The sequence below is a fragment of the Paraburkholderia metrosideri genome, from assembly GCF_904848625.1.
GTDB lineage: Bacteria > Pseudomonadota > Gammaproteobacteria > Burkholderiales > Burkholderiaceae > Paraburkholderia > Paraburkholderia metrosideri.
This window is the reverse complement of the sequence record NZ_CAJHCP010000025.1, coordinates 24,612-45,887: the sequence shown is the minus strand read 5'-3', so window position 1 is coordinate 45,887 and position 21,276 is coordinate 24,612. Positions and strand designations below refer to the sequence as shown.

Genomic DNA, 21,276 nt, shown 5'->3' with positions numbered 1-21,276 from the left:
GAAAATCGGCAGACCGACAAACGGCGCGCCGTATGCGCGGGCGATGATGTAAGTCGTCGGCGCCAGTTCGCAGACGTCGAATTCGACATCGCGCACCATCCGGCGGAATGCGCCGATTTGCGGCTGAACCGTAACGAACTCGGCATCCACGCCCTCGATGGGGATGGAACCGTTACGGATGGCAGACGTGTGCGGATGCTCAGCGATAGCGATTTTGAGCGGGACGTTTCTGGTCAACGATATCTCCTGTTTCAATAGGTTTGTCGATCATTCGGCCGCGATCGCAGGTGGGGCCGAACACGGACCAACTGCAACGGCTGCAAATGATCTCGTTGACCGTATGATCTTGCCGGCCTGCATGCCCGTCTATTGAAATAAGAGGCGTATGTCTTAACCATTTGGTAAAGCCTCTGACCTCCAGCGCCACTCCGAAGGCAGAGTGTGATGACGACAGATGTTGGTGGAGCGCCTTTTGCCAGGTGCGGTCGTGTGGTCGCGCAAGCATAGTGCACGCGTTCGTCGGGGAGCCGGGGTGGGTGACTTTTTAATCGAAGATGACACGTCGAAAGGAGAAGCTAACGTCACGACGACAGTCGTGCCTTACCGTTCTACTTCAACGTCACTTATCACTTGCCGGAACGCCGAAATGGCTTGAACGGACAGGTGCGATAAGAATCCAGGCTGGGCCCTGATCGGTTAGGTTGCCGCGCCAGCTTCACATGCATGACCCCGCAGTCGGTCGCCCCTGCACAGCTCTCGAACGCCTGCCTCCCAATACTCAGTGCAAGTTATCGCGGTCGGCCAGCGACCTGAAAAGACGGCTCCATGCCAGACTGACGAAAATCGTCGCGCATCCACCAAGCACAACTGACCCGATCACGCCGAACGCCGTGGCGGTCACGCCCGATTCGAATTCCCCGAGTTGATTACTCGCGCCAATGAACAGCGTGTTCACGGCGGAAACCCGGCCGCGCATCCGATCCGGCGTTTCCAGTTGAACCAGTGTCTGCCGCACGACAACGCTGATCGCATCGGCAGCGCCCGAGATCGCGAGCAGTATCAGCGAGAGCGGAAACCATCGCGACAACCCGAATGCGCTGATGCAAAGGCCATAGACTGCAACTGCAACCAGCAGTTTCTTGCCGACTCCGCGCCGAATGGCACGCTGCGACAAAACGAGGCCAACACATAGCGCGCCCACCGCCGGAGCGGAACGCAACAATCCCAGTCCTTGCGGCCCGACATGCAAGATCTCTCTCGCGTAGATCGGCAACAGCGCAGTGGCGCCGCCGAACAGAACAGCAAACAGATCCAGCGAGATAGCGCCGAGCAATAGCGGACTGCTCCACACGAAGCGCAGGCCGGCGAGGACCGACACTGCACTGACGGGTTCACGCGACGGCGGCAAGTAGTCGTAACGCACAAATGCACACGTCGCAGCGCTCACGCTGAAAAGCGCGGCGCAGGTTAAGTAGACCGAGTTGACTCCAATAGCGAACAATAGTCCACCCACCGCCGGGCCGCCCACAACGCAAATTTGCTGGACAACCGTGCTAAGCGCCATCGCGCGCGCGAGCAGCGATTGCGGAACCAGCATCGGCAGCAGCGACTGCTGCCCTGTCATCTGGAACGGCCGCACAGCGCCGAGGAAAAGCGAGAAACCCAGCAGGACGTCGCGCGTCACAGCATGCGTCACAGTCGCCCCAACGAGCAACGAAGCCGTCATGGCCTGAGCGGCAAGACAACCCACGACCAGCCGGCCGCGATGCATGCGATCGGCGCAGTGCCCAGCAACAAGCGTCATGGCAAGGCCTGGCATGAACTGGAATAGTCCGACGAGGCCGAGATCCCATGCGCTGGAAGTCAGGTCATACATGTGCCAGCTGATCGCGAGCAACAGCATCTGTTGGGCAGTGATGGAGCCTATCCGCGCTGTCATGAACCGCCTGAACGATTCACGGCCTATCAAGGCTGCCATGCCTGTGTCCACGGCGACTGAATTCGGCGTTGTTTCGGGGGCGCGCGTCATGGGAGATTCAACTTTCCTGTTTTACTAGCGCCGGTATTAAAGCGCCTGTACCTCAGCATTAGTGACTTTAGAAAACTCATGCTGCGGCATTCTTCAATCCATGTGATCGTATCTGCCTTCGAAATCATTCGCGCGCGAAATGCAATTGCTAAACAGCAACGCCAGTAATTGCGAAACGTTTTGGGGGCGAATATTATCTAACTCAGGTTCGCGTGTCCGGCCGTTGCGGCCGGGAAATTGGAGGATCAGAAATCCCCCCACAGATTGCTTCAAGGGTCCAGTTCAGGCGATCCTTGGAAGGCGTTTCTTCGTCGAGGGCGCGACCGACATCCCGAATCAGACTGCACCTGAGCCACACCCTCGGAGTCCTTTGAGTCAAGCAACCTCGCGCCAGGCGATCAGGTCTTCCAGCGTGGGGCTCAACATCACTTCTTGGGCTCGAGAGCGTGCAACGTCATCGCGAGCGACACCGAAGTGAAATAGCCGATGGTAATCAGCAATTCGGCGATCAACGCGCGGCCAAGTTCGCTTTTATAACGATCGAACCGGGCGTCATCGACCGAAGCACCCGCGAGTATGGCGGATACCGCTTCGCACACCACACCGAGCCGTCCTTCGACCGACTCGGGTCGACGCTTTTCGAGGATTGCAGAGACTACCGACTCCGGAATGCCGGATTTAAGCGCGTGCCGACGGTGGTTGGCGATCACATACGGGGAATTCCAGAACACCGCCGTCGAGAGAATCGCCACCTCCGTCTCCGCTTCGCTGAGCACCGGCGAGTGATCGACATGCGTACCGATGATTTCCATCCCTTCGGCAAGACGCGGATTGTGTAGCCAGATATTGAACGGCGTCGGAATACGCCCCCGCCCTTCGCCCAGTCGCGCGATCACTTCCCGTTGCTTATCGCTGGTTTTCTCCGGGTCGATCGCTTCGAGTCTTGTGTCCACCATGTTCTCTCCTTCAATTGAAACGACATGGAAGCAGGATCCGCATCCATATGGCCTGTTACCAATACGAATCCGCCCCGACGATTGTTTTTTTGCGTGCGCAACGCCCGTCACATCAAACGGGTCCATCACGCGCCACCCACTGCCAGCATAGGAAAATACTGACCGAGCAGACTGCCTGGCCACGGGATGTGGATGACCTGCTCGAAGATTCCGTAGACGAGTGCCGTCACGCAGAACGCGATAATCACGCTCAGTCGCCACGACTCGCGCCCCTCAACACGCATGAATGCGACGATGATCAGAGGGATCGTCGGGATCATGCCGATCAGCGCCATGCACACGAGAAACGCGACAAACCAGCCAAGGAACTTCGCCGCCCGCAGCAATACAGTCCTGTTGGTCAGCAGTTCGTCGTTGCTGCTGGCTACATCCATGTGTATACCACCCGCGTGAGCCACCCCAGAAGGAAGAGGTGCAGCCAGAACTTTATTGGCCAGACTGAGGGTTGCTGCAACCAGCAGGATGCCTGCGACCACCGTCGGTCCTATCCTGGCCATGAAGAGCCAGCCCTGGGCGCTCGTCAGCATGTACAGACCCACACCGATAAAAAACAGGTAGGTGAGATCCTCGAGCTTGAATGCGATTTTCCCACTCGGCTTAAACCGCGCAAGTCCGCCACTACGAACAAGTTTGAACAACGGGTTCAGAAAGATTGCGGCAGCGAGAATCAGCAGGATTGTCACGCCAGGCCGCAATAACCAGTGCATGCCATAACGCATGAACGAGATGGTCATATAACGCTCCATCAGCACGCCGAGCACGAGACCGAGAATCAGTGGCGGACGTGTCCATTTCATTCGCTTCATGGTCCAGCCAATCACACCTGCAATCAACAGCACGAACAGATCACCCCAACTGCGCGAACCCTGAAATGCACCCACATAGATGATGGGCATGATGACCGGCAGAATGAGCGTGTAACGCAGTGTCGAAATCTTCGCGAATTGCCCGCTCAACAGAAAGCACAGACCGGCGCCGAAGATATTGGCAAGTGCAATCGACCAGACCATCGAGTAAGTCAGGTCCAGATGCTTCGTCAACATGTCGGGACCGGGGATGAAACCATGCACCATCAGCGCGCCGAGCAGGATAGCCTGCGCTGCTCCGCCGGGAACGCCGAAAGCAAGCATCGGCACGAGGCTTCCACCCTCTCTCGCGTTGTTGGCAGCCTCTGGCGCAATGACGCCGCGCACGTCACCGGTCGTGAATGTTTCCTTGGCACCTTTCGAGGTTTGCATCGCATGACCGTAGGCGATCCAGTCCGTTACCGCACCGGTGATACCGGGGATCGCGCCGAGTGCAGCACCAAGCGCCCCCAGGCGAAGAACCAGGAACCAGTTCTTCAGCGTGTCGACGATCCCCTGACGCATGCCCTCGCGTGAACTGAATTGAACGTTCTCCGCAATCGCGGTACGTCGGATAGCGAGTTCGCACAGCTCAGGCAGCGCGAAGATACCGAGAATGATCGGAACGAGTGGAACACCGTCTTGAAGATAAAGAAGATCGCCGGTCCAGCGCATTTGACCGGTCTCCACATTCGTGCCGATCATGCCGACCAGAATACCGAAACACGCTGCGACGATACCCTTCAGCGGGGCATTACCCGAAAGTGACGCCACCATCGAGATGCCGAAGATCGTAAGTCCGAGCATCTCCGGCGTGCCGATCGACAAAACGAATGGCCTGACCAGCGGCAAAGAGACGCCGAGGATCACGGCTCCGATCAGTCCGCCTAGAAGCGACGACATATAGCACGCGCTGAGCGCACGCGAGGCTTCTCCGCGTTTGGTCATCGGCAATCCGTCGAGAACGGTCGCCTGCGAAGCCGCGTGGCCCGGGACGCCGAACAGAACCGCCGGTATCACGTCCGATGTCGTGATAACCGACGCCATGCCGAGCAACATCGCAAACGCCGCATACGGATCCATCGTGTAAGTGAAAGGCACTAATAATGCAAAGCCGGTCAGGCCGCCGATCCCTGGCAACAGTCCGATTGCGAGTCCCACCACGACGCCGAACACGAGAAAGGTAAGACGGTGGAACTGTAAGAGCGTCGACAGAGCGTGACCTGCTGCCAACAAGGTTGCATCGTTGAAGAATTCCATAGGTCATCCAGATTGGCGAGCAAGCTCCAGAGGCTTACTCTGTAAGGCGGCTGGGCAAAATTGAGGCATCGTATCAGACGGGCAAACGATGAAGTCTCAAGCTGAGCCACTGTCAACGGTATTGCCGCCCGATTGCTCATTCAGCACAGACACCACAGCTAAGCGGAGTATCCAGCGAGTGCCCGTCGTCTCCTCATACATTCCCGATGCCTGAATCTCCAACCCGATTACAAGCGCTCATCGGCCAGAGCGGGATAAAGAACTTTTGCCGTGCCGCCCCAGACCCACGCGCGCTCTTCGTCGCTGAGGGATGCGAAGCACGTGTGCCCCTGATCGATCAGCTTCTTCAACGGGCCCGCCGACGCCGGATAGTTGGAGCCAAAAGCCAGGTGCTCCGCGCCGAATACTTTCACGAGATGCGGGAAGAACGCGTCCGCTCCACCAAGCGCGGCCTGAGCGAGGTCGAACGTGCGCGGCGTGATCTTCATATAGACATTGTCGTATTTCGCCAGGTTAAACAGTGCCGCACAGGCGGCATACGGCGGCCCTTCTTCGAGAACTGGTCGCGCGCAATGATCGACCGCGATACGCACGTCTGGAAAGCGGGTTGCCAGTTCGGCCACCATCGGCACACCGGTCAGCGTTGTCTGTACCACCATCGTCATACCGATCTCTGCGCAACGCTCCCAGATCGGGAACGTTGCCGGATCGACCAGCCATCTCCCGTCCCCTTGATGGGTCGCGCCGCCCGTAAAAAGTCGAATGCCGCCCATGCCACGGACAAGCCAATAGTCGAAGGTTTCCAGTGCGTCTGCCGCCAGAAGATCGAACGAATACACGCCCGTGAAGCGCTCCGGCTGCTGTGCGACGCAGTCGGCGACATAGGCGTTGTTATGACCGTAGGTGGTCGAAGAATGCACGATCGCAGCCTTCGATACGCCCGCCTCATCCATCTCGGCGATCATCTGCTCGAACGTCACCGGACGCGTGGCGGACCAGTCCGAACGATGTCCATGCTGCGGAGCAATCGGGTAGCGGTCCGTGTCTTTTGACACTACATGGGGATGAATATCGACTATTTCTGTGTTCATCGGTTAGTACCTCTAAATACTGTGTAGTTAATTTTTGCCCGGATACATTCACCCGCCCGACTCGTGTCTATATCAGGGACAAGTGCAAGCGCGCGAACCTGAATTCTCGATCCGCGCGCTGCGGATTTTTTTCAACCAGGACTGAAGATGAGTTTGCGCGCGCTTTCCAATTGCGCCTCCGGTGTCGCGTAAAGCTTGTCGACGATCTGCTCTACCGCTGTGCCGTCGATCGGCTCAATCGGAAAACCAGCGTTTTTCATCATCGTCTGGAACTCAGGATCGGCGATCGTTTTGGCGAACGCTGAACGCAACGCGGCGAGTCGATCTGGGGGCACACCCGGAGGGACCGCAATCGGGCGCCCTGCTTCGAAAGGCAGCAGAAACAGATTGAAAACCGCCTTGACCTCCGGCTTGGTGATATACGCGCTCAGGTTCGGCGCATCAGGAAACTCCGGAGGACTTTTCCAGCCGAATTCCAGCAGTACTTTCATCTTTCCGTTGGCCAGAAGCCGCACCGGATCGCCCTGCTTCAGTCCATCGACCGTCGACGCCCAACCATCGACTTCACCGCGCTGCATGGCGAGATAAACCTCGCCTCGTCCTGTATAACCCGGCACGATGCTCAACTTCGTGCCGAGATACTCATTCAGTAGTGCAGGCAAGGTTCGGTCTTCGTTCGAAAACCCGGTTGCACCACTGAACATCCTCTTTTTGAACAGATCATCTGCGCTCGTTACGCCTGAGCGGGTCATTGCCACCATGCAGTAGTCGACCTTATTCAAACTACCGAGCCACTCCACCTTACGCGGGTCGAATCGGCTCTGTCTGGGATCCAGCAGCGGAATATAGAGGTTGTTGCGCTGAAGGAAGCCGACCACGGTGCCATCGGCGGGCTGGCGGGACTGAAGTGAAGACGCCGCCACCATGCCGCCTGCCCCGACCACATTCATCACCACGGCTTGCGGATGCCCGGGCATGTACTTCACGAAGAAGCGCGCAAATTGCCGCGCGATGATGTCGGTGGGCGTCCCTGCATCGGCACTGACCACGAGCGTGAGGGTCTTGCCGGTGTAAAACTGCTCGACTGACTGATCAGAAGCCGGGGCGGCAAGCGCAGTCGTGGCCATGCCCATCAGCACCGCGAAAGTGCGTAATGCGGTCCTGTAATTCATAGTTCTCCATGTCTCCGATTGTTTGCGATCCCTGATCACGGCAAGCCGTGCATGGTCGCCGCCACCGTTGGTCGCTCGTGTTGTCGCTCATGATTCGCGCATCAACGAATTGAATTTTTGCGAATACGCCGCTTTCCGTCAATTGATAAAAAGAGGGGTGCACTTGAGCAAACGGTCAATCCGCAAGTGAAGACATGATGGCAGGATTCCGCCCCTCCTGCAGAGCGGTTCGCATCATCGAGCGGGTAGCTTTGCGGGCAAGAAGGGTTAGCCCCATGGAATCGAGGAAGTAGTAAGACGTCGCGCAGATGTTATCGACTCGCGCCGAGAAAACGTTTACATCCCCTTGCGCGCCGCCGACACGCTGGGAACCGCCCTGTCAGATGCGTCCGACAGGCTCTGCGCAGCCTCGTCCAGACAGGTGAGCATAAGCTTCGCGCTGGGCGTCAGTCCGCGATTACGATTCCATAACACGCCAGCAGGCCGTAGCAGTTGCGGCAAACTCAGGGGCAAGGTATGAAGACGCTGCCCCGTATCGTTCACAGGCGTGCCAGCCATCACGGCAATGCAATCGGACACCTGCAGATGGGCGCGCGCGACGTGCATCGAAAGTGTCTCGATGTAGTTGTTGGTCAACGGCACATCGTGCGCTTCGAGCGTCCGTTCCAGCGGATCGCGAAGTATCGAACCGGGTGGCGGCAGGATCCACGGATAAGGCCGCAGGTCCGACCATTTCAACACCTTTTTGCGCGCCAGCGGATGGTGGCAGCCGGTCATCAACATCACGGGCTCTTCGACAAGCTCCTTTTCCTCGAAACTGCCCAGCGTGTCGGTCGGCGGCAGCCGACCGACGACGAGGTCGAGTTGGCCTTGCCAGAGTTCGGGAAGCAGCAAGGCCGTCGTCCCTTCGGTCACCATGACGTTGGTACCGGGCGAGCGCTGCTTCAGCAGGTTGAGCGCCGTGGACAGCAGCATCGACGCGGAAGCCGGCAGCATACCGATGTGAACCTTCCCCGCTGTTCCCGAGTTGAGCGCCTTCAAGTCGTCGCTGGCCCGATGCAGGATGGTCAGGATCGTTCGCGCGTGTCGAATCAGGCATTCGCCATACGGCGTCGGCACAATGCCGTGCGTGGTGCGCTCAAACAGCGTAAGGCCCAGTCCGCGTTCGAGCTCGGCCAGTGACTTGGACACCGCCGGCACGGACACGTGGGTGGCCTCTGCGACCTGCGTCAGATTGCGATAGGTGTCGATTGTGACGAGCAAACGTAGATGCCGCGCCTTCACGTTGATCTTAAGGTACCAATCGAGCTCTGACACGTCGTGTATCCCCTGCAGGTTTTACCATCTGGTTAAGTCCAAAGTTGATTTATTCAATCGACCCAAGGAGCGAGTCGGGCGCAAGATCCGGATCTTTCAGTAAACGTCGATCGCAGACTGGATCCTTGCGCCCGGAACAGGCTTGACGGCTATGCCGACATGAATTCCATCCGGCGACGTTACGAGAAGGATACCTATCGATGCATGGGTACTTCAATTGAATTCGACCGGCTACCGCTGTCGTGCTGTGCACGCAGGCGTAGCTCCTCAAGAAATGGCGCCGACAACATGGACGGAGACTCACATGACGCAAACTTTAAATCGCCGCCATTTCTTGCGCAACACGGGCCGCCTCGGCTTAGGCCTGTTGACGGCCTCACTAGCTGCGCCCTACGTCGCGAAGGCCAATGCCACCCAACTGAGGATCGTCAGCAACCCGGGCCTGGAGAATGCAACGCTCAACCTGTTGATGGAAAAACAGGACTACCTCAGGCAATTCGGCGCAAATGCGCTCATCGTCGAGGCAGCCGGCACGAGCGGACCATTCGACGCGATTACCGCAGGCGTCGCGGATATCTGCATGATATCGGGCTCCAATATGGTGCTGCCAAGAATTGCCGAAGGTGCGCCGGTGAAGATTGTCGGTGCTGGAATGCGCAGGTGTGCGCTGACCTTATTCGCGCGGTCTGGCGACATCAGTACGCTGACTGATCTGGAGGGCAAATCGGTCGCCGTGGGTCCTCCAAAAGGGTTGTTGCATATGTTGACGGTCCAGCTCTTGCGGGAAGCCGGCATCGACGCTTCGCAGGTGCACTTCATCGACAAGGGAGGCAATGACGAATGTCATGCAGCCGTCGTGAAAGGCGAGGTCGATGCTTGCTGCTCGAGCGTCTCACATCTGAATGACAACGACGGACTGGTGACCATCCGCGGTGCCGACATGTGGGAGGCGTTACCCCGATGCATCTTCCAGACCGCTTATGCATCGGAGTCCGCGCTTCTTAACCAGCATGCGAACATCGTCGCGGTCATGGCCGCTTATGGCTCGCTCTACGAATACCTGATGTCGCCCGCTGCACACGACGCTTTCTTCGAAGCCCGCAAGCAAGTGCAGAAGAAGTTCGACAACTCGTCTGCGCAGGCGGTCTGGAATTTCTATCAAACCCAGCAGCCTTACGCCCGCGATCTGTCGTTGACCAACGAAGAAATCAACTATCTGCAAGACATGGAGATCAACCTCGGCAACCTCACGCAGAGGCAGCCTGAACGCGCAATTGCAGACATGACAGCGGCGCACGACGCAGCTACTCTGATCCGCTGAAACAGCGTTAGTAAAGCAGGCTCACGCCTGCTCCTGGTCTTCGCACGACACCCCGTGGACTGTCTGTGCGAACTCGGTTTGCGTGTCACGATACGATCACGTTTTCGTCGTGTAGTTTCAGAATCGATGCTTGATGCCAGCGATAACCGAAAGTTGCGAGCCTCCCGGCGGCGGAGCTTCGACGGGCAGCATCGTGCTTGCTGCAAGAGCGAGATTGCCGCTGTTGTTTATATGATCCGCAGTTACGTAGAGCGATGTACGCTTTGACAGCGTATAGACGCCGCGCAGTACTTCAACCAGCGCCTTATTCGGCGAATGATCGTATCTGAGGTTGGCCACCATGCCATCGATAGAGATGTTGTGACCTACGGGGACCGTTCCTGTTACCCACACAAGATCGCTCCTCGGCGTCGCAATACCCAGGTTGATGCGCCTGATCCAACCCACGCCGAACCTAGCGCCGTCTACGTTGAGATACCCACCCAATACGTAGCGGCTATCCGTCAGTTCAGGGGATGTGAGGCCACCATATGTCGCCTTGGTCCCACCGTTGTTTCGCTCATAGGCAGTGGCCGCGCCCCAGTTGTTACCGGTATACTTGAGCAGCGCTGACCACTCTTTGCATTCCTGGTAGGGAGTGGTTTCTCCCGGGCAATTACTTCCGACCACGCTGACAGGCGTGGCAGCGACGCCATCGCGCCCGAAACTGTAGTTCACACCGCCTTCCAGCGCACCGAAGTGGACACGATAGCTGACCGCGTTGTCTGCACGAGGGTTGGCCACGCCATTGTCGAGCGTAGTCAGACCCTGTGCACCGTCGCCAAACGGATTGATCGCGGACATCGCGTAAAAGCGCATCGTGTATTGGCGCCCAAACGTCAGCCTACCGTACGGCCCGTCGAGACCGACGTACGCCTGCCGGCCGAACAGACGTCCGCCCTGACTCGATGTACCGTTCTGCGGCGAATAACCGCCCTCGAGATTCCAGATGGTCTGCACACCCGCGCCGAGATCTTCCGTCCCGCGCATACCGAAAAACGAGGTTGCCATGCCTGAACCTACCTGGAAGGCGTCGCCGGTCGTTTTACCAGTGGCGGCGTGGCTGAGGTATTGCACACCCTCGTCGATCGAGCCGTACAAGGTTACCGAGCTTGAGCTGATTTCCTGAGCCGACGCCGGTGCGACATTGATGAGCGCCACGCAAGCGCACAATGCGAGCTTGTGATTCATGTCTGCTTCTGTCTCCATGTATTAATCCGCAATCCATCGTCGTGGCGCGTCAAGGACGCGACCCGTTTCTAACGGATTGGGTTGTCTCCGGTTTTGCTTTTGAATCGAAGCACCGTAATTCTTGCTAGCTTGTCGCCGTAGGTCTATTGAAATAATCTGGTCGTGGCTTGAGGAAATCGTCAAGCCGAATGCGCAGAAAGGGCGTGGACCTCATCATGTGGATGGCGAATAGTGCGACGGGCATCGCGCGTTCCCTATTGCTCTCGATCACACTCGTCAAAAATCTAGAGCAACGCAAATACCCGCCTTCGCTTGCCCGGAAGCAGGTGGAGTGTAGCCATTTCGGAATGACTTGAAACGAACTGCAGGATGATGCAAAAAGAAGCGGGAGACTCAAGCGCTTTAGTTACTGCCCTCGCCTTGGATTCCCGATAAGACAGCTATAGCGGATTTGCCGTCCGCGGCCGCGATCGAGCGGCCGCGCAAAGGCTCTCGTGTCGTCTGGCAAGGAGCGTCCTCGCCAGACGCATCGCTAGCATCAACGGATCAACGGATCAACGGATCAACGGCCGATCATCTTCTTTTACTCGTCCGAATAGCCTCACTCAGGACCCGGATTGCTTTCGCCTCACCCCATAGAACTGACCCCGCTCGCTCAATGGCGGCCGAACTTCATACCCGCAGGTCGAAGAACAACTCTTCCATCGACATACGGCGCGGCGTAAGGCCCTGTTTGAAGGCCGTCGTTTCCAGTGCCTCGATAGTCTTGCGGTTTTCCTCAATACCGTAAGGCAGCGGATCGTGGCCGACGATCTTGCGCAGCTTTAGATATTTGTTGTCCCCTGCTGTAAGAGACTGGCCCGCGTCGAGGCGTGCCAACCACTCGTTTTTTGCCTGTGCAAACGCGTTATAAATAGACTTGCCGATCCACGGGTGCTCGGCCAGCACCGAATCTTTCACAACGATGGTGCCGTGCATCGGATAAACGCCGGTGCGTGCGTAGTACTCGGTCTCGAGTTCGGTCGCATTAGGTAGGAGATCCGGATAGTCGGCCTCGACTTCCTTCCATCCGCCCGTCGGCGCGCCAGTGCGCCCAATTCCCGCGTTAGCGCCAAAGCCCGCTGCCAGTTCGCCTTTGGCCATCATGTCGGCCAGCGAACTGCCCTCCGGTGCATGAATCACGTTCGATGGCAGCGTCAGTTGCGTGACGTGCTCTTCATCATCGACGACCCATGTCACCTTCGACGAATCCAGACCGAATTCATCCATCAGCACCTGGCGGGTCCACACGCCAGTCGTGACCGAGTAAGCACGGACGCCGACCTTCTTGCCTTCCAGGTCCTTCGGATGCTTGATGCCGGCGTCCGGACGCACCAGCAGGCCACCGTGGTGGAAACGGCGCACCACGAAGATCGGCAGTCCTACAAATGGTGCGCCATATGCGCGCGCGATGATATAGGTAGTCGGTGCCAGCTCGCATACGTCGAATTCAACGTCACGCACCATCCGCCGGAACGCACCGATCTGCGGTTTGACGGTGACGAATTCGGCTTCCACGCCCTCTATAGGGATCGAGCCATCACGAACGGCTGATGTTTGCGGATGATCTGCGATTGCGATCTTGAGATGTACCTTAGTTGACATGCGTCTCTCCTGAATAGTTAGCTGTGGCGCACGAACGCTCGCGCGATCTCCTGCGTGCGTGGCGGTGCAACCCGACCAATGCGCGGCGCACCGTCAGAAAACGTTCTGGCTACTCCGGAATGGTCCTGCTGTGGGTTGCCGGTAGGTTGAGATCTGTTCGCGCTCTATACCCATGCCCCGGTGCCAGGCGATCAGGATGTTGCCAGTGCATCGCCATCCGGTCGATTGAATAAAATTACGTCAGTCTTAACCAGATGGTAAAACTTAGGGAATACGAGGAGTGAAGAGTTGTTCGTTGATCACTCGAATCAAAACTCGCATTGACGCGCTTGCCGCTGTTTGTGCGTAAACGCAATATTGAGGCGGGTAACTGATCGTTTCAGCACGCGAGCTGGCTTACTCCGGCAGGACCAAAGGCCGCATCTGGATCCGTTTGCAATCGCGTTCTCTGTAAGCGGGCCGCGAGCAGCCGCGCTTATCGTGGATCACCGTACCTCGGTATCGACGAGCCCCGCTGAGTGTTCCGCCTCAGTCGACAACAGCAATGGGCTGACTTCTTCCAGGCAACTCAGCATCAGCATTGCACTGGGTACGAGCGGTTTGTCCGCCCGCCAGGCGGCGCCAAGCGGAGATCTGACAAAACCGGGATCCAGCGGCAGAACATGGATAGGACTGACTTCCGCGTAGGGATACTGGATATCGATTGTGTACAGCGCGATGGCGTCTTCAGATTGAATATAGGCACGGCTGAGATGGGCCGAAAGTGTCTCGATGTAGTTCAGCGGCATGGACATGCCGTTACGCGCGAACGTGCTTTCGATCGGCTCCCGTAGCAACGATCCAGGCGGAGGCAGCACCCACGGGAAGTCCTGAAGATCTTTCCATCGAAGCGTCTTTTTGCCGACCAAAGGATGATTCGGGCCCGTCACCAACCTGACCTGCGAATACATGAGCACCTTGCCTTGCAACCCGACCATCGCCGACTGATTCGGCAGGCGTCCGACCACGAGGTCCAGTTCGCCTCGTCTTAGCTCCTGCAGCAAGGTCGTCATCGGTCCCTCGAAGATCGACACATTGGCGTGCGGCGACTGCTGCTTGAGCCTGACGAGCGCCTTCGGCATGATCGTCGGAATCAAACTGGGCAGCGCGCCGATGTGCACTTTCCCGGCTTGCCCGGTTTGCAGCGCCTTGATTTCCTCGGCAACACGCCCCAATCCGCTGAGGAGAACGCGAGCGTGACGCACTACGCACTCACCATATGCAGTGGGTCGCAACCCATTGACGGTACGCTCAAAAAGCTTGACGCCGAGTGCGCTCTCTATTTCGCTCAGCGCCTTCGACACCGCAGACACCGTGATGAAAGAGTTTGACGCGACCTCACTTAAATTACCGAAATCATTTACGGCTAATATCAAACGCAAGTGGCGCGCCTTTAAATTTGCTGTCAGGTACCAGTCGAGTTGACTCATCAAGTCTCCGTATTCGTAACCGTTATGGTCGCGTAAGCTTTCTTGCATTTTACTCTCGTACTAGTAGGCGATCGGGCTCGAGGCTCCAGCTGGATTCAGATCAAACTACCGCCTGCGCGTAAGCGCGTCGACATACTTGCAATTACCTAAAACTGCAGACGATTCTTCATTCGGTCGGACTGCGCATCCGCAATTCTACGTTTCGCAATATCACAGAGCGTCGCAGGGATCTTCTGAACAGACTCGTGCTGTGCGTCGTAAGCCCAAGTCGAGTTGTCACCAAACGAAGGAAAGTCGTCAACCCCCGGTCTTGCGAATCGCACACGAAGGTGCGATCAGAAGGTGCCTCCATCGCGGAGTGGCAGACGTTCGATCCATCTTTTTCGCAGGGAATCATCCGTGCGCTCCTGTGCCGACGATGATTCACTTACCTTGAGTTCAAGAAAAGCTCGCGAACGTCATGGTCGGCTTTGGTCTCGCAAGCTGCGGTGGTTCCAACTCGATCGGCGCCACGCTCGCGACCGCCAACAGCTCGGTGACGTCAACCAGTCTGAAGGCGGGAGGCGCCCCCGAGATCGTCTTCCCGAGCGCGGTTGAAGGCTTCGGTGGCACCGTTCACGAAAACCCGCACGTCACAGTGATGGTTTTCGAAGCCAATAACACGGTCGCAATCGTTTCGGGGGTGCGGACAAAAAGCCTTTTGCTTCAACAGCGTCGGCTGAAAACAGCTGCGAAGCATCGGGATCAGGAGCCCTTTGATACGCGCCTTTTCTTCTGTACGCTGTCTCTGTGAGCTGGCCGCTGATCAGCCCATCGCGGCAAAACCTGCTTGACCACACGAGCCGACCGGCGCGTGCGGGCCGGCGGCGCACCGGTCGCAGGCTGAGGGTCGCGCCCGCTGAGAAGGAGCCATTCATGGAATCGTCTTCAGGCCCGCAAGCGGGCGCCCAGGCAACCATGGGTCGATGGCCGGGCTGGCACTGGGCGCCATCGGCATCGTGTTCGGCGACATCGGCACGAGTCCGCTCTACACCATGAGCACGGTATTCGATTCGGGGCTGCGACACGCCGGGCATCACGACGACGGCGCTCAAAGAACAGACACTGATTGAGAAGACGCTGCTGTCGAAACTGTTGTCGGATCTGATCGACAGAAAGCTGGTGCGGCGAACCATCCATCCGGACGATGCGCGGCACTTTCAGCTATCGGCGACAGCGGCGGGCGAGAAGACACGCGTCGCCAGCGACGAACTGGGACAGTCGCTGGAAGCGGAAATGCTGTCGATGCTGTCGCAGGATGAACGCGACGAACTCAATCGCATCGTCGACAAGCTGGTGGATGTGTTTCGCCGTTCGGCGAGTGGCGAGGATGCGAAACCAGCAGCATGAGGGTGAGCGCACCTCGCGCTCACGCGCGATTCACCGGTCCGTCGACTCGATCGTGAATTTCGCCATCGCCGACCAGTCCCGTTCACCGAATCCCGCCGCAATCGTGTCCGTCATCTGCCGATGCACAGCCGCGAGCATCGGCAACGAACGGCCCGCCTGCTGGGCGGCTTCGGATGCCAGCCGTAGATCCTTCAGGCCGAGCGTCGCCTTGAACCCAGGCTCGTAGTTGCTGTCTGCGATGTTGGCCGAATAGACCTGATACGAGCGACTGCCGAACAGCGTGTTCAGGATCACGTCGAAAAATCGCTCGCGAGGAAGGCCGTTGGCCTCCGTCAGCACGACAGCTTCTGCCATCGCCTCGATCGCCATCGTGATCATCATGTTGCAGGCGATCTTCGCTGCGTTCGCAGTCGGTGCGTCCGCGCCCATGTCCCAGATACGGCCTCCGATCACATCGAGCACAGGGCGCGCTTTCGCCACCGCATCGGGTGCGCCGCCAGCCAGTACGTTGAGTTCGCCCTTCGCCGCGACGTCCGGACGTCCGAGCACGGGGGCAGACACGAAACCGATGCCCGCTGCGTCGTGCAACGCGACCAGTTCACGGGCGAACGCCACGGAAATGGTCGAAGTCACGACATGCACAAGACCCGGTTTTGCGTGAGCCAGCACGTCGGGCTCGACGAGCGCCGTACGTATTACGTCGTCGTCGGAGAGCATCGTCAGTACGACATCGCCTTGGCATGCGTCGACGGGCGATGCGACCAACGTCACGCCTTCAACGTGTCCGCCGGAGCGGTTCCAGGCTTTCACGTCGTGTCCCGCGGCCGCCAGATTGCGCGCCATCGCGCGTCCCATCGCGCCAAGACCAATGATGCCGATTTCCATATGCGTGTTCTCCCAGGCAAGGTCGATTCAGTCAGTTCAGCCGGCGATGTCCGCTTGTTCCGTTTCGGTCTGCTGGATGAACCAGTCGAGCACGGGCGCGAGCGCCGCGTCGGAGCTTTTTTCGTAGATCAGTCCGTGGCCGTTGCCGTGCAAGCCGCGATCCGCGAGTTGCATCTATTCGGTCGACGCCCCGCATGCGTCGAAAAATGCCGCAGTCGGCGGACCGGCCGCCGCGAACGATGGACGCCGATCGCGCTGCCGCGCTGCTCGATCGTATCGGCCCCCCGGCGATGAATTCGTCCATCGCGGCTTCGTCGTCGGAGTCGAACGGCCACTGCGTGTGATGCGGGTCGTCGCCCGGAAAATAGATCTGCCGGCCGCCTTCGTACGAGAACACCGGCCCCATCGGCCCTACCGTATCCACGTGATACGGCGAGCGACGGTGACCCGGACGGTCGACCACGAGCACCGCGTATCCCGCCTCGACGAGACGCTGCGCCCAGCCTGGACGCCCGTCAGGCGTGTCGAACCATTCCGTGCCCTGAAACCCGCCGCCGCGCATCAGCACAACCGGCCTCCTGCGCTTGATCGTCTCGGGCGTTTCCCATTCGACGTACATCGGCGGCGTTTGATAAGTGTGCTCCCCAATCGTGACGCGGTCTCCCGGCACCCAGAAATGACCAGGACGGACCGTACGCGCGGGCGTGGTCATCCACGGTGCGAATCGATTGTTCATGCAGATCCCTTTTTTAGAGTGCCACTGCGCGCACGCGAATGGGCGCGATATCGGTGAAGTGCGGCACGTCGGCCATGACGGCGCGCGCTTCCGGCGATCCGAACGCGGCATCGACCGAGGCTGCGTTGCGAAAACGGCATTCGCAGATCGCGAGCGTCCCGGCCTGCTCGACTGCCGGAAAGAACGCCGCAACGCCGACGAGCCCGTATTGCGCCCAGTGATGCATGACGAGCGGCAAGTGATGCTCGACGTAATACGCGCGGTCGAAGGCCGCGCCGGCAGCGCCTTCGTAGGTCACATAGATCGTCACCGGTACGTCCTGTGTACGCGTCAAATCGGCCTCCTTGAATTAAATTAGCGATCACTATAAAATTCGCGCATCGGTAAATCAAGGAATTTGTGTAGTGACCACTACTTTAAATTCAAAGCCCAGGCCGGGACGTGGTCGGCCGCGCGCCTTCGATCCTGAAAAGGCGCTGGAGATCGGCCAGCGCCTCTTCCACGAGGCCGGTTACGACGCGGTCGGTTTGAGCGCGCTGACGGATGCGCTCGGCATCAAGCCGCCGAGCTTTTATATGGCGTTCGGCAGCAAGGCGGCCTTTTTTGGACAGGTGCTCGAGCGTTACGCGCGCAGCGAACTGTCGCTCGCGGAAATCCTGCGACCAGATCGTCCGCCGGCGGAGGCACTCGGGGAACTGCTCGAGCGGGCCGCGCAGACCTACTCGCGCGATCCGCAACGCACTGGATGTCTCGTGCTCGAAGCGGCGCGTGGCAACACGGAGAGCGAAAGTGCCGTACTGGCCCGCGAGATTGCGGGGCGAAGACGCGCGCAAGTGAGAGCGATCGTTGCTGCGACACATCCCGATGCAACCGATGCGGTGACGGATTTCGTTTCGACCGTCATGTCGGGGCTTTCGGGCAGCGCGCGCGAAGGGATGTCGGAAGCACGCCTGGTCGTGGTCGCGAATGCGGCGGGAGAGGCGCTGAAGTCCATGCTTCAGACGGGCGAATAGATCGCCTGGAAGCTCGCGTATGCATAGCGCCGCGCGCCCCACACGGGATGGATCAGCACTTTCTGGCCGGACACGGCGTTGCGTATGTCGTGTGCGCTCCTTAGTTCGTGGCGTTTAGAAGCAAATAAGCAACGAGCCCCGAACATAAAAAACGACGCTTTTGTCCGTCGGCCATTAGCAGCCAGCCGCCGCTCACGCCGCTCATTTGCAAGGCCGATAAACTGCGTGGTGCTGTAGACGCCGGGCCGCACCCTTGCGCGTGCCCGGCGCCGGCGTCGGCGTTTCATTGCCGATGCGAACGAACCGTCGTCTCGCCAGCAATCTCGTCGAGCGTTCTGCCGCGCGTTTCCATCGCGAACGCGGCGATCACGATCGCGCCGGCCAGCGACACAAAAGCGAAATAGCCAAACACGGCCTCGACGCTCATGTAAGTCAACAGCGCACCGATGATCATCGGACCGATCACCGACGACACACGCGTCACGGCTGACGCCGCACCCGCGCCTCGCGCGCGAACCCGTGTCGGATAGACCTCTGGCGCGTAGACGTAAATCCCGCACTGGACGATCGCGATCATCGCGACACTAAGCGACGCCAGCATCGAAACCTGCGCGGCGGGCACATGCGTGCCGCTGAACGCGAGATAAAGCATCGGCAACGCCGCGCCGAGAAACGCCAGCGCGAAGGTCTTCTTGCGGCCGAGCCAGTCGATCACAAAGACGCCGACCAGCGTTCCGATCAGCGTCGCGATCATGCTCACCATGCCGTATCGCAGCGCGACGTTCAACGGCAGGTGATAGACGGTGCGGTAGAGCGATGGCAACCACACGAGAATGCCGTACGTTGTCAGGCTGCCGCAGCACGCCATCAGCCACACTACCAGCGTGCGTGTGGCGAAGCCTCGCTGGAACAGGGCGCGAAACGGCGCCTTTCTCTGATCGACAGGTATTCCAGTGACCTGCGCTGCAGGCAGCAAGGCGTACAGATCGCGCGGCACGGACTGCTCGATCGTCCCGACGATGTGTTCCGCTTCGTCAGCACGGCCACTGATCGCCAGCCAGCGCGGCGACTCGGGCGCCATGCGCGGCAGGATTGCCGCGAGCACGATGGGCAACGCGCCGACGAGGAACATCACCTGCCAGCCATACGCAGGAATCAGCCACAACGCGGCGACAGCAGCAACCAGATTGCCGACAGCGAAGGTCGATTGAAGAACGAAGATCACGCGTCCGCGAATTTTCGCGGGACACAGTTCGTTCATGTAGGTAGCCGACACAGGCGACTCACCGCCCAGCCCAATGCCCTGAAAGAGCCGCAACGCGATGAACACGGCATAGCCCGGCGCATACGCGGACGCGAGGCTGCCCAACGCGAGAATCACGAGCAGCCAGCGCAGCACGCGCAGCCTGCCGAAACGCTCGGCGGCGGCGCTGAATAGCAGCGCGCCGATTGTCTGTCCGACATAGCCGCCCGATACCAGCAGCGCTGCATCGCCCGGCGACAGATGCCACAAGCCGATCAGCACGGGCATGACGAAAGCGATCGTCAGTGCATCGAACGCATCGGTCATATGCACGAAACCGACCACGCCCAGCACGCGCGCATGCCAGCGCGTGAACGGCAGCCGTTCGATACGCGCCGAAATCAGCGCGGCGTCCTGCGGATCGCCAGTGCGCGACATGGCGTTCGCGTCGACCTGTTTCACTGTGCTCGATAGATCCATCATGTCCTCAAAAGGGAAATTGCGGGGTCCGTAAGGGAGTGAGCCGCTTCGAAAACGAGCGGCTTCTGTTTTCAAGTCCGGCATTCACGCTGCAGGAACGCGCGCACACTGCGCTCGCGTCACGCGAGATCGAGCACGAGCGTCGAGCTTTGCGCGCCGGACACGCAGACCATCATCACCGCGTTCGCGGCGCGTTCGGACTGTGTCAGCACCGCGTCGCGATGCGCTGGGCAGCCGCCCAGCACGCGCGTTTCACATGCGCCACACAAGCCCTCTCGACAGCTATGGTCGATATCGACGCCCGCTTCGAGCAACACGTCGAGCAACGCCGCGCCCGCTGGCACGACCAGACGCCGGCCGCTTTTCGCGAGTTCGACTGTGTAGCCATCCTGCTGTCTTTCGACGATGGGAGCGCCCGCAGCGAAGCGCTCGATGTGTACATTGGCAATGCCCGCGTGTGCGCACGTGGCTTCAAACGCATTCAGCATTGCGTTCGGTCCACAGCAGTACGCGTGAACGTCGGCAGGCTGCTGTGCGAGAAATGCGGCGAGATCGAACGGACGGCCTGCATGTTCGGCGTCGAAATGCAGATGCACGCTGCCGTCGGATGCGTCGAGTTCATCCAGATAAGCGGCCTGCGAGCGTTCACGCGCGCAGTACACGAGACGCACCGTGCGACCAGCTTCGCGCAGGCGCCGATACATGCACAGCATCGGCGTGATGCCGATGCCGCCTGCGATCAGGACCGTCGACGCGGCGCTTTCATCCAGTGCAAAGTTGTTGCGCGGCGCGCCGATCGTCAGGACTGCACCGCAGCGCAACTGCTCGTGCACGTAGCACGAGCCGCCGCGGCTATTCGTGTCCGCGAGCACGCCGATCACATAGCGATCCACGTCGTCCGGCGAATTCACGAGCGAGTAGCTGCGCGTGATGCCAACCGGAAGGTGCAGATCGATATGCGCGCCTGGCGTAAAGCGCGGAAAGCTTCCGTTATCCACCGGCACCAGTTCGATGCCCAGCACACGCTCCGCTTCGTAACGAAGCGTGCGCACGCGTGCTTCGATGCGCGTCTGCGCGCGATTTGCGGTCGCATCGCCTGTTGGCTGTTGCATGGTTGCAGACTCTCGTTGGATTGA

At 59.2% G+C, this 21,276-nt stretch carries 19 protein-coding genes and 3 pseudogenes; 7 read left to right on the top strand and 15 right to left on the bottom strand.

The features are described from left to right. From LMG28727_RS32960 to LMG28727_RS32930, 7 genes and pseudogenes are all read right to left on the bottom strand, one after another. Positions 1 to 237, bottom strand: a pseudogene (locus tag LMG28727_RS32960) (ABC transporter substrate-binding protein); the annotation flags it as partial. A gap of 541 nt (positions 238 to 778) precedes the next feature. Then, positions 779 to 1,978, bottom strand: coding sequence for an MFS transporter (locus tag LMG28727_RS32955; RefSeq protein ID WP_268960570.1), 1,200 nt, complete (start codon positions 1,976 to 1,978; stop codon positions 779 to 781). Positions 1,979 to 2,454: 476 nt separating this feature from the next. Continuing rightward, complete coding sequence (locus tag LMG28727_RS32950; protein ID WP_201646489.1) at positions 2,455 to 2,985, bottom strand: carboxymuconolactone decarboxylase family protein; 531 nt, start codon at positions 2,983 to 2,985, stop codon at positions 2,455 to 2,457. A gap of 125 nt (positions 2,986 to 3,110) precedes the next feature. After that, positions 3,111 to 5,150, bottom strand: coding sequence for a tripartite tricarboxylate transporter permease (locus tag LMG28727_RS32945; protein WP_201646488.1), 2,040 nt, complete (start codon positions 5,148 to 5,150; stop codon positions 3,111 to 3,113). Positions 5,151 to 5,377: 227 nt separating this feature from the next. Next, positions 5,378 to 6,241, bottom strand: coding sequence for an amidohydrolase family protein (locus tag LMG28727_RS32940; RefSeq protein ID WP_201646487.1), 864 nt, complete (start codon positions 6,239 to 6,241; stop codon positions 5,378 to 5,380). A 131-nt stretch (positions 6,242 to 6,372) separates the two neighbouring features. Next, a complete protein-coding gene (locus LMG28727_RS32935) occupies positions 6,373 to 7,374 on the bottom strand; it encodes a Bug family tripartite tricarboxylate transporter substrate binding protein (protein WP_236592554.1) in 1,002 nt (333 codons plus the stop codon). Between the two features lie 375 nt (positions 7,375 to 7,749). Continuing rightward, on the bottom strand, positions 7,750 to 8,730 hold the full coding sequence (locus LMG28727_RS32930) for a LysR substrate-binding domain-containing protein (RefSeq protein WP_201646485.1): 981 nt from the start codon (positions 8,728 to 8,730) through the stop codon (positions 7,750 to 7,752). Between the two features lie 217 nt (positions 8,731 to 8,947). Between LMG28727_RS32930 and LMG28727_RS32925 the strand changes: the two genes are divergently transcribed. Beyond that, positions 8,948 to 10,051 carry an ABC transporter substrate-binding protein gene (locus LMG28727_RS32925; RefSeq protein WP_236592550.1) on the top strand — a complete coding sequence of 368 codons (1,104 nt, stop codon included), beginning with the start codon at positions 8,948 to 8,950 and terminating at the stop codon, positions 10,049 to 10,051. Between the two features lie 117 nt (positions 10,052 to 10,168). Here the strand turns inward: LMG28727_RS32925 and LMG28727_RS32920 are convergent, their stop codons facing one another. From LMG28727_RS32920 to LMG28727_RS32910, 3 genes are all read right to left on the bottom strand, one after another. Beyond that, positions 10,169 to 11,299 carry a porin gene (locus tag LMG28727_RS32920; RefSeq protein WP_236592548.1) on the bottom strand — a complete coding sequence of 377 codons (1,131 nt, stop codon included), beginning with the start codon at positions 11,297 to 11,299 and terminating at the stop codon, positions 10,169 to 10,171. Positions 11,300 to 11,953: 654 nt separating this feature from the next. Then, positions 11,954 to 12,925, bottom strand: coding sequence for a PhnD/SsuA/transferrin family substrate-binding protein (locus LMG28727_RS32915; RefSeq protein WP_201646484.1), 972 nt, complete (start codon positions 12,923 to 12,925; stop codon positions 11,954 to 11,956). Positions 12,926 to 13,410: 485 nt separating this feature from the next. Continuing rightward, positions 13,411 to 14,394, bottom strand: coding sequence for a LysR substrate-binding domain-containing protein (locus LMG28727_RS32910; protein ID WP_201646483.1), 984 nt, complete (start codon positions 14,392 to 14,394; stop codon positions 13,411 to 13,413). 460 nt (positions 14,395 to 14,854) lie between these two features. Here LMG28727_RS32910 and LMG28727_RS32905 point away from each other — a divergent pair, with 460 nt between their 5' ends. The 4 genes and pseudogenes from LMG28727_RS32905 to LMG28727_RS32895 all read left to right on the top strand — a co-directional run bounded on the left by LMG28727_RS32905 (position 14,855) and on the right by LMG28727_RS32895 (position 15,783). Next, the gene (locus LMG28727_RS32905; protein WP_201646482.1) at positions 14,855 to 15,187 is read left to right on the top strand and encodes a hypothetical protein; all 333 of its coding nucleotides are present in this window, start codon (positions 14,855 to 14,857) and stop codon (positions 15,185 to 15,187) included. A gap of 172 nt (positions 15,188 to 15,359) precedes the next feature. Then, positions 15,360 to 15,446 (top strand): annotated as a pseudogene (locus LMG28727_RS34900) (KUP/HAK/KT family potassium transporter); the annotation flags it as partial. Beyond that, positions 15,445 to 15,528 (top strand): annotated as a pseudogene (locus tag LMG28727_RS34895) (hypothetical protein); the annotation flags it as partial. The pseudogenes LMG28727_RS34900 and LMG28727_RS34895, both read left to right, overlap by 2 nt. Then, complete coding sequence (locus tag LMG28727_RS32895) at positions 15,529 to 15,783, top strand: MarR family winged helix-turn-helix transcriptional regulator (RefSeq protein WP_201646480.1); 255 nt, start codon at positions 15,529 to 15,531, stop codon at positions 15,781 to 15,783. Positions 15,784 to 15,813: 30 nt separating this feature from the next. On the opposite strand, the gene LMG28727_RS32890 is transcribed toward LMG28727_RS32895, so the two are convergent. After that, a complete protein-coding gene (locus tag LMG28727_RS32890; RefSeq protein ID WP_201646479.1) occupies positions 15,814 to 16,668 on the bottom strand; it encodes an NAD(P)-dependent oxidoreductase in 855 nt (284 codons plus the stop codon). 36 nt (positions 16,669 to 16,704) lie between these two features. Then, on the bottom strand, positions 16,705 to 16,842 hold the full coding sequence (locus LMG28727_RS32885) for a hypothetical protein (RefSeq protein ID WP_201646478.1): 138 nt from the start codon (positions 16,840 to 16,842) through the stop codon (positions 16,705 to 16,707). A gap of 20 nt (positions 16,843 to 16,862) precedes the next feature. On the opposite strand from LMG28727_RS32885, the gene LMG28727_RS32880 reads away from it, so the two are divergent. After that, entirely contained in the window at positions 16,863 to 17,012 is a 150-nt protein-coding gene (locus LMG28727_RS32880) for a hypothetical protein (protein WP_201646477.1), read from the top strand. 405 nt (positions 17,013 to 17,417) lie between these two features. On the opposite strand, the gene LMG28727_RS32875 is transcribed toward LMG28727_RS32880, so the two are convergent. Next, positions 17,418 to 17,738 carry an EthD family reductase gene (locus tag LMG28727_RS32875; RefSeq protein ID WP_201646476.1) on the bottom strand — a complete coding sequence of 107 codons (321 nt, stop codon included), beginning with the start codon at positions 17,736 to 17,738 and terminating at the stop codon, positions 17,418 to 17,420. 70 nt (positions 17,739 to 17,808) lie between these two features. On the opposite strand from LMG28727_RS32875, the gene LMG28727_RS32870 reads away from it, so the two are divergent. Beyond that, positions 17,809 to 18,417: a TetR/AcrR family transcriptional regulator gene (locus LMG28727_RS32870; RefSeq protein WP_201646475.1), complete on the top strand. Its 609-nt coding sequence runs from the start codon at positions 17,809 to 17,811 to the stop codon at positions 18,415 to 18,417. Positions 18,418 to 18,700: 283 nt separating this feature from the next. Here the strand turns inward: LMG28727_RS32870 and LMG28727_RS32865 are convergent, their stop codons facing one another. Both LMG28727_RS32865 and LMG28727_RS32860 read right to left on the bottom strand, forming a co-directional pair. Further along, on the bottom strand, positions 18,701 to 20,143 hold the full coding sequence (locus LMG28727_RS32865; protein ID WP_201646474.1) for an MFS transporter: 1,443 nt from the start codon (positions 20,141 to 20,143) through the stop codon (positions 18,701 to 18,703). Positions 20,144 to 20,259: 116 nt separating this feature from the next. After that, a complete protein-coding gene (locus LMG28727_RS32860; protein ID WP_201646473.1) occupies positions 20,260 to 21,252 on the bottom strand; it encodes a PDR/VanB family oxidoreductase in 993 nt (330 codons plus the stop codon). Positions 21,253 to 21,276 lie beyond the last annotated feature (24 nt).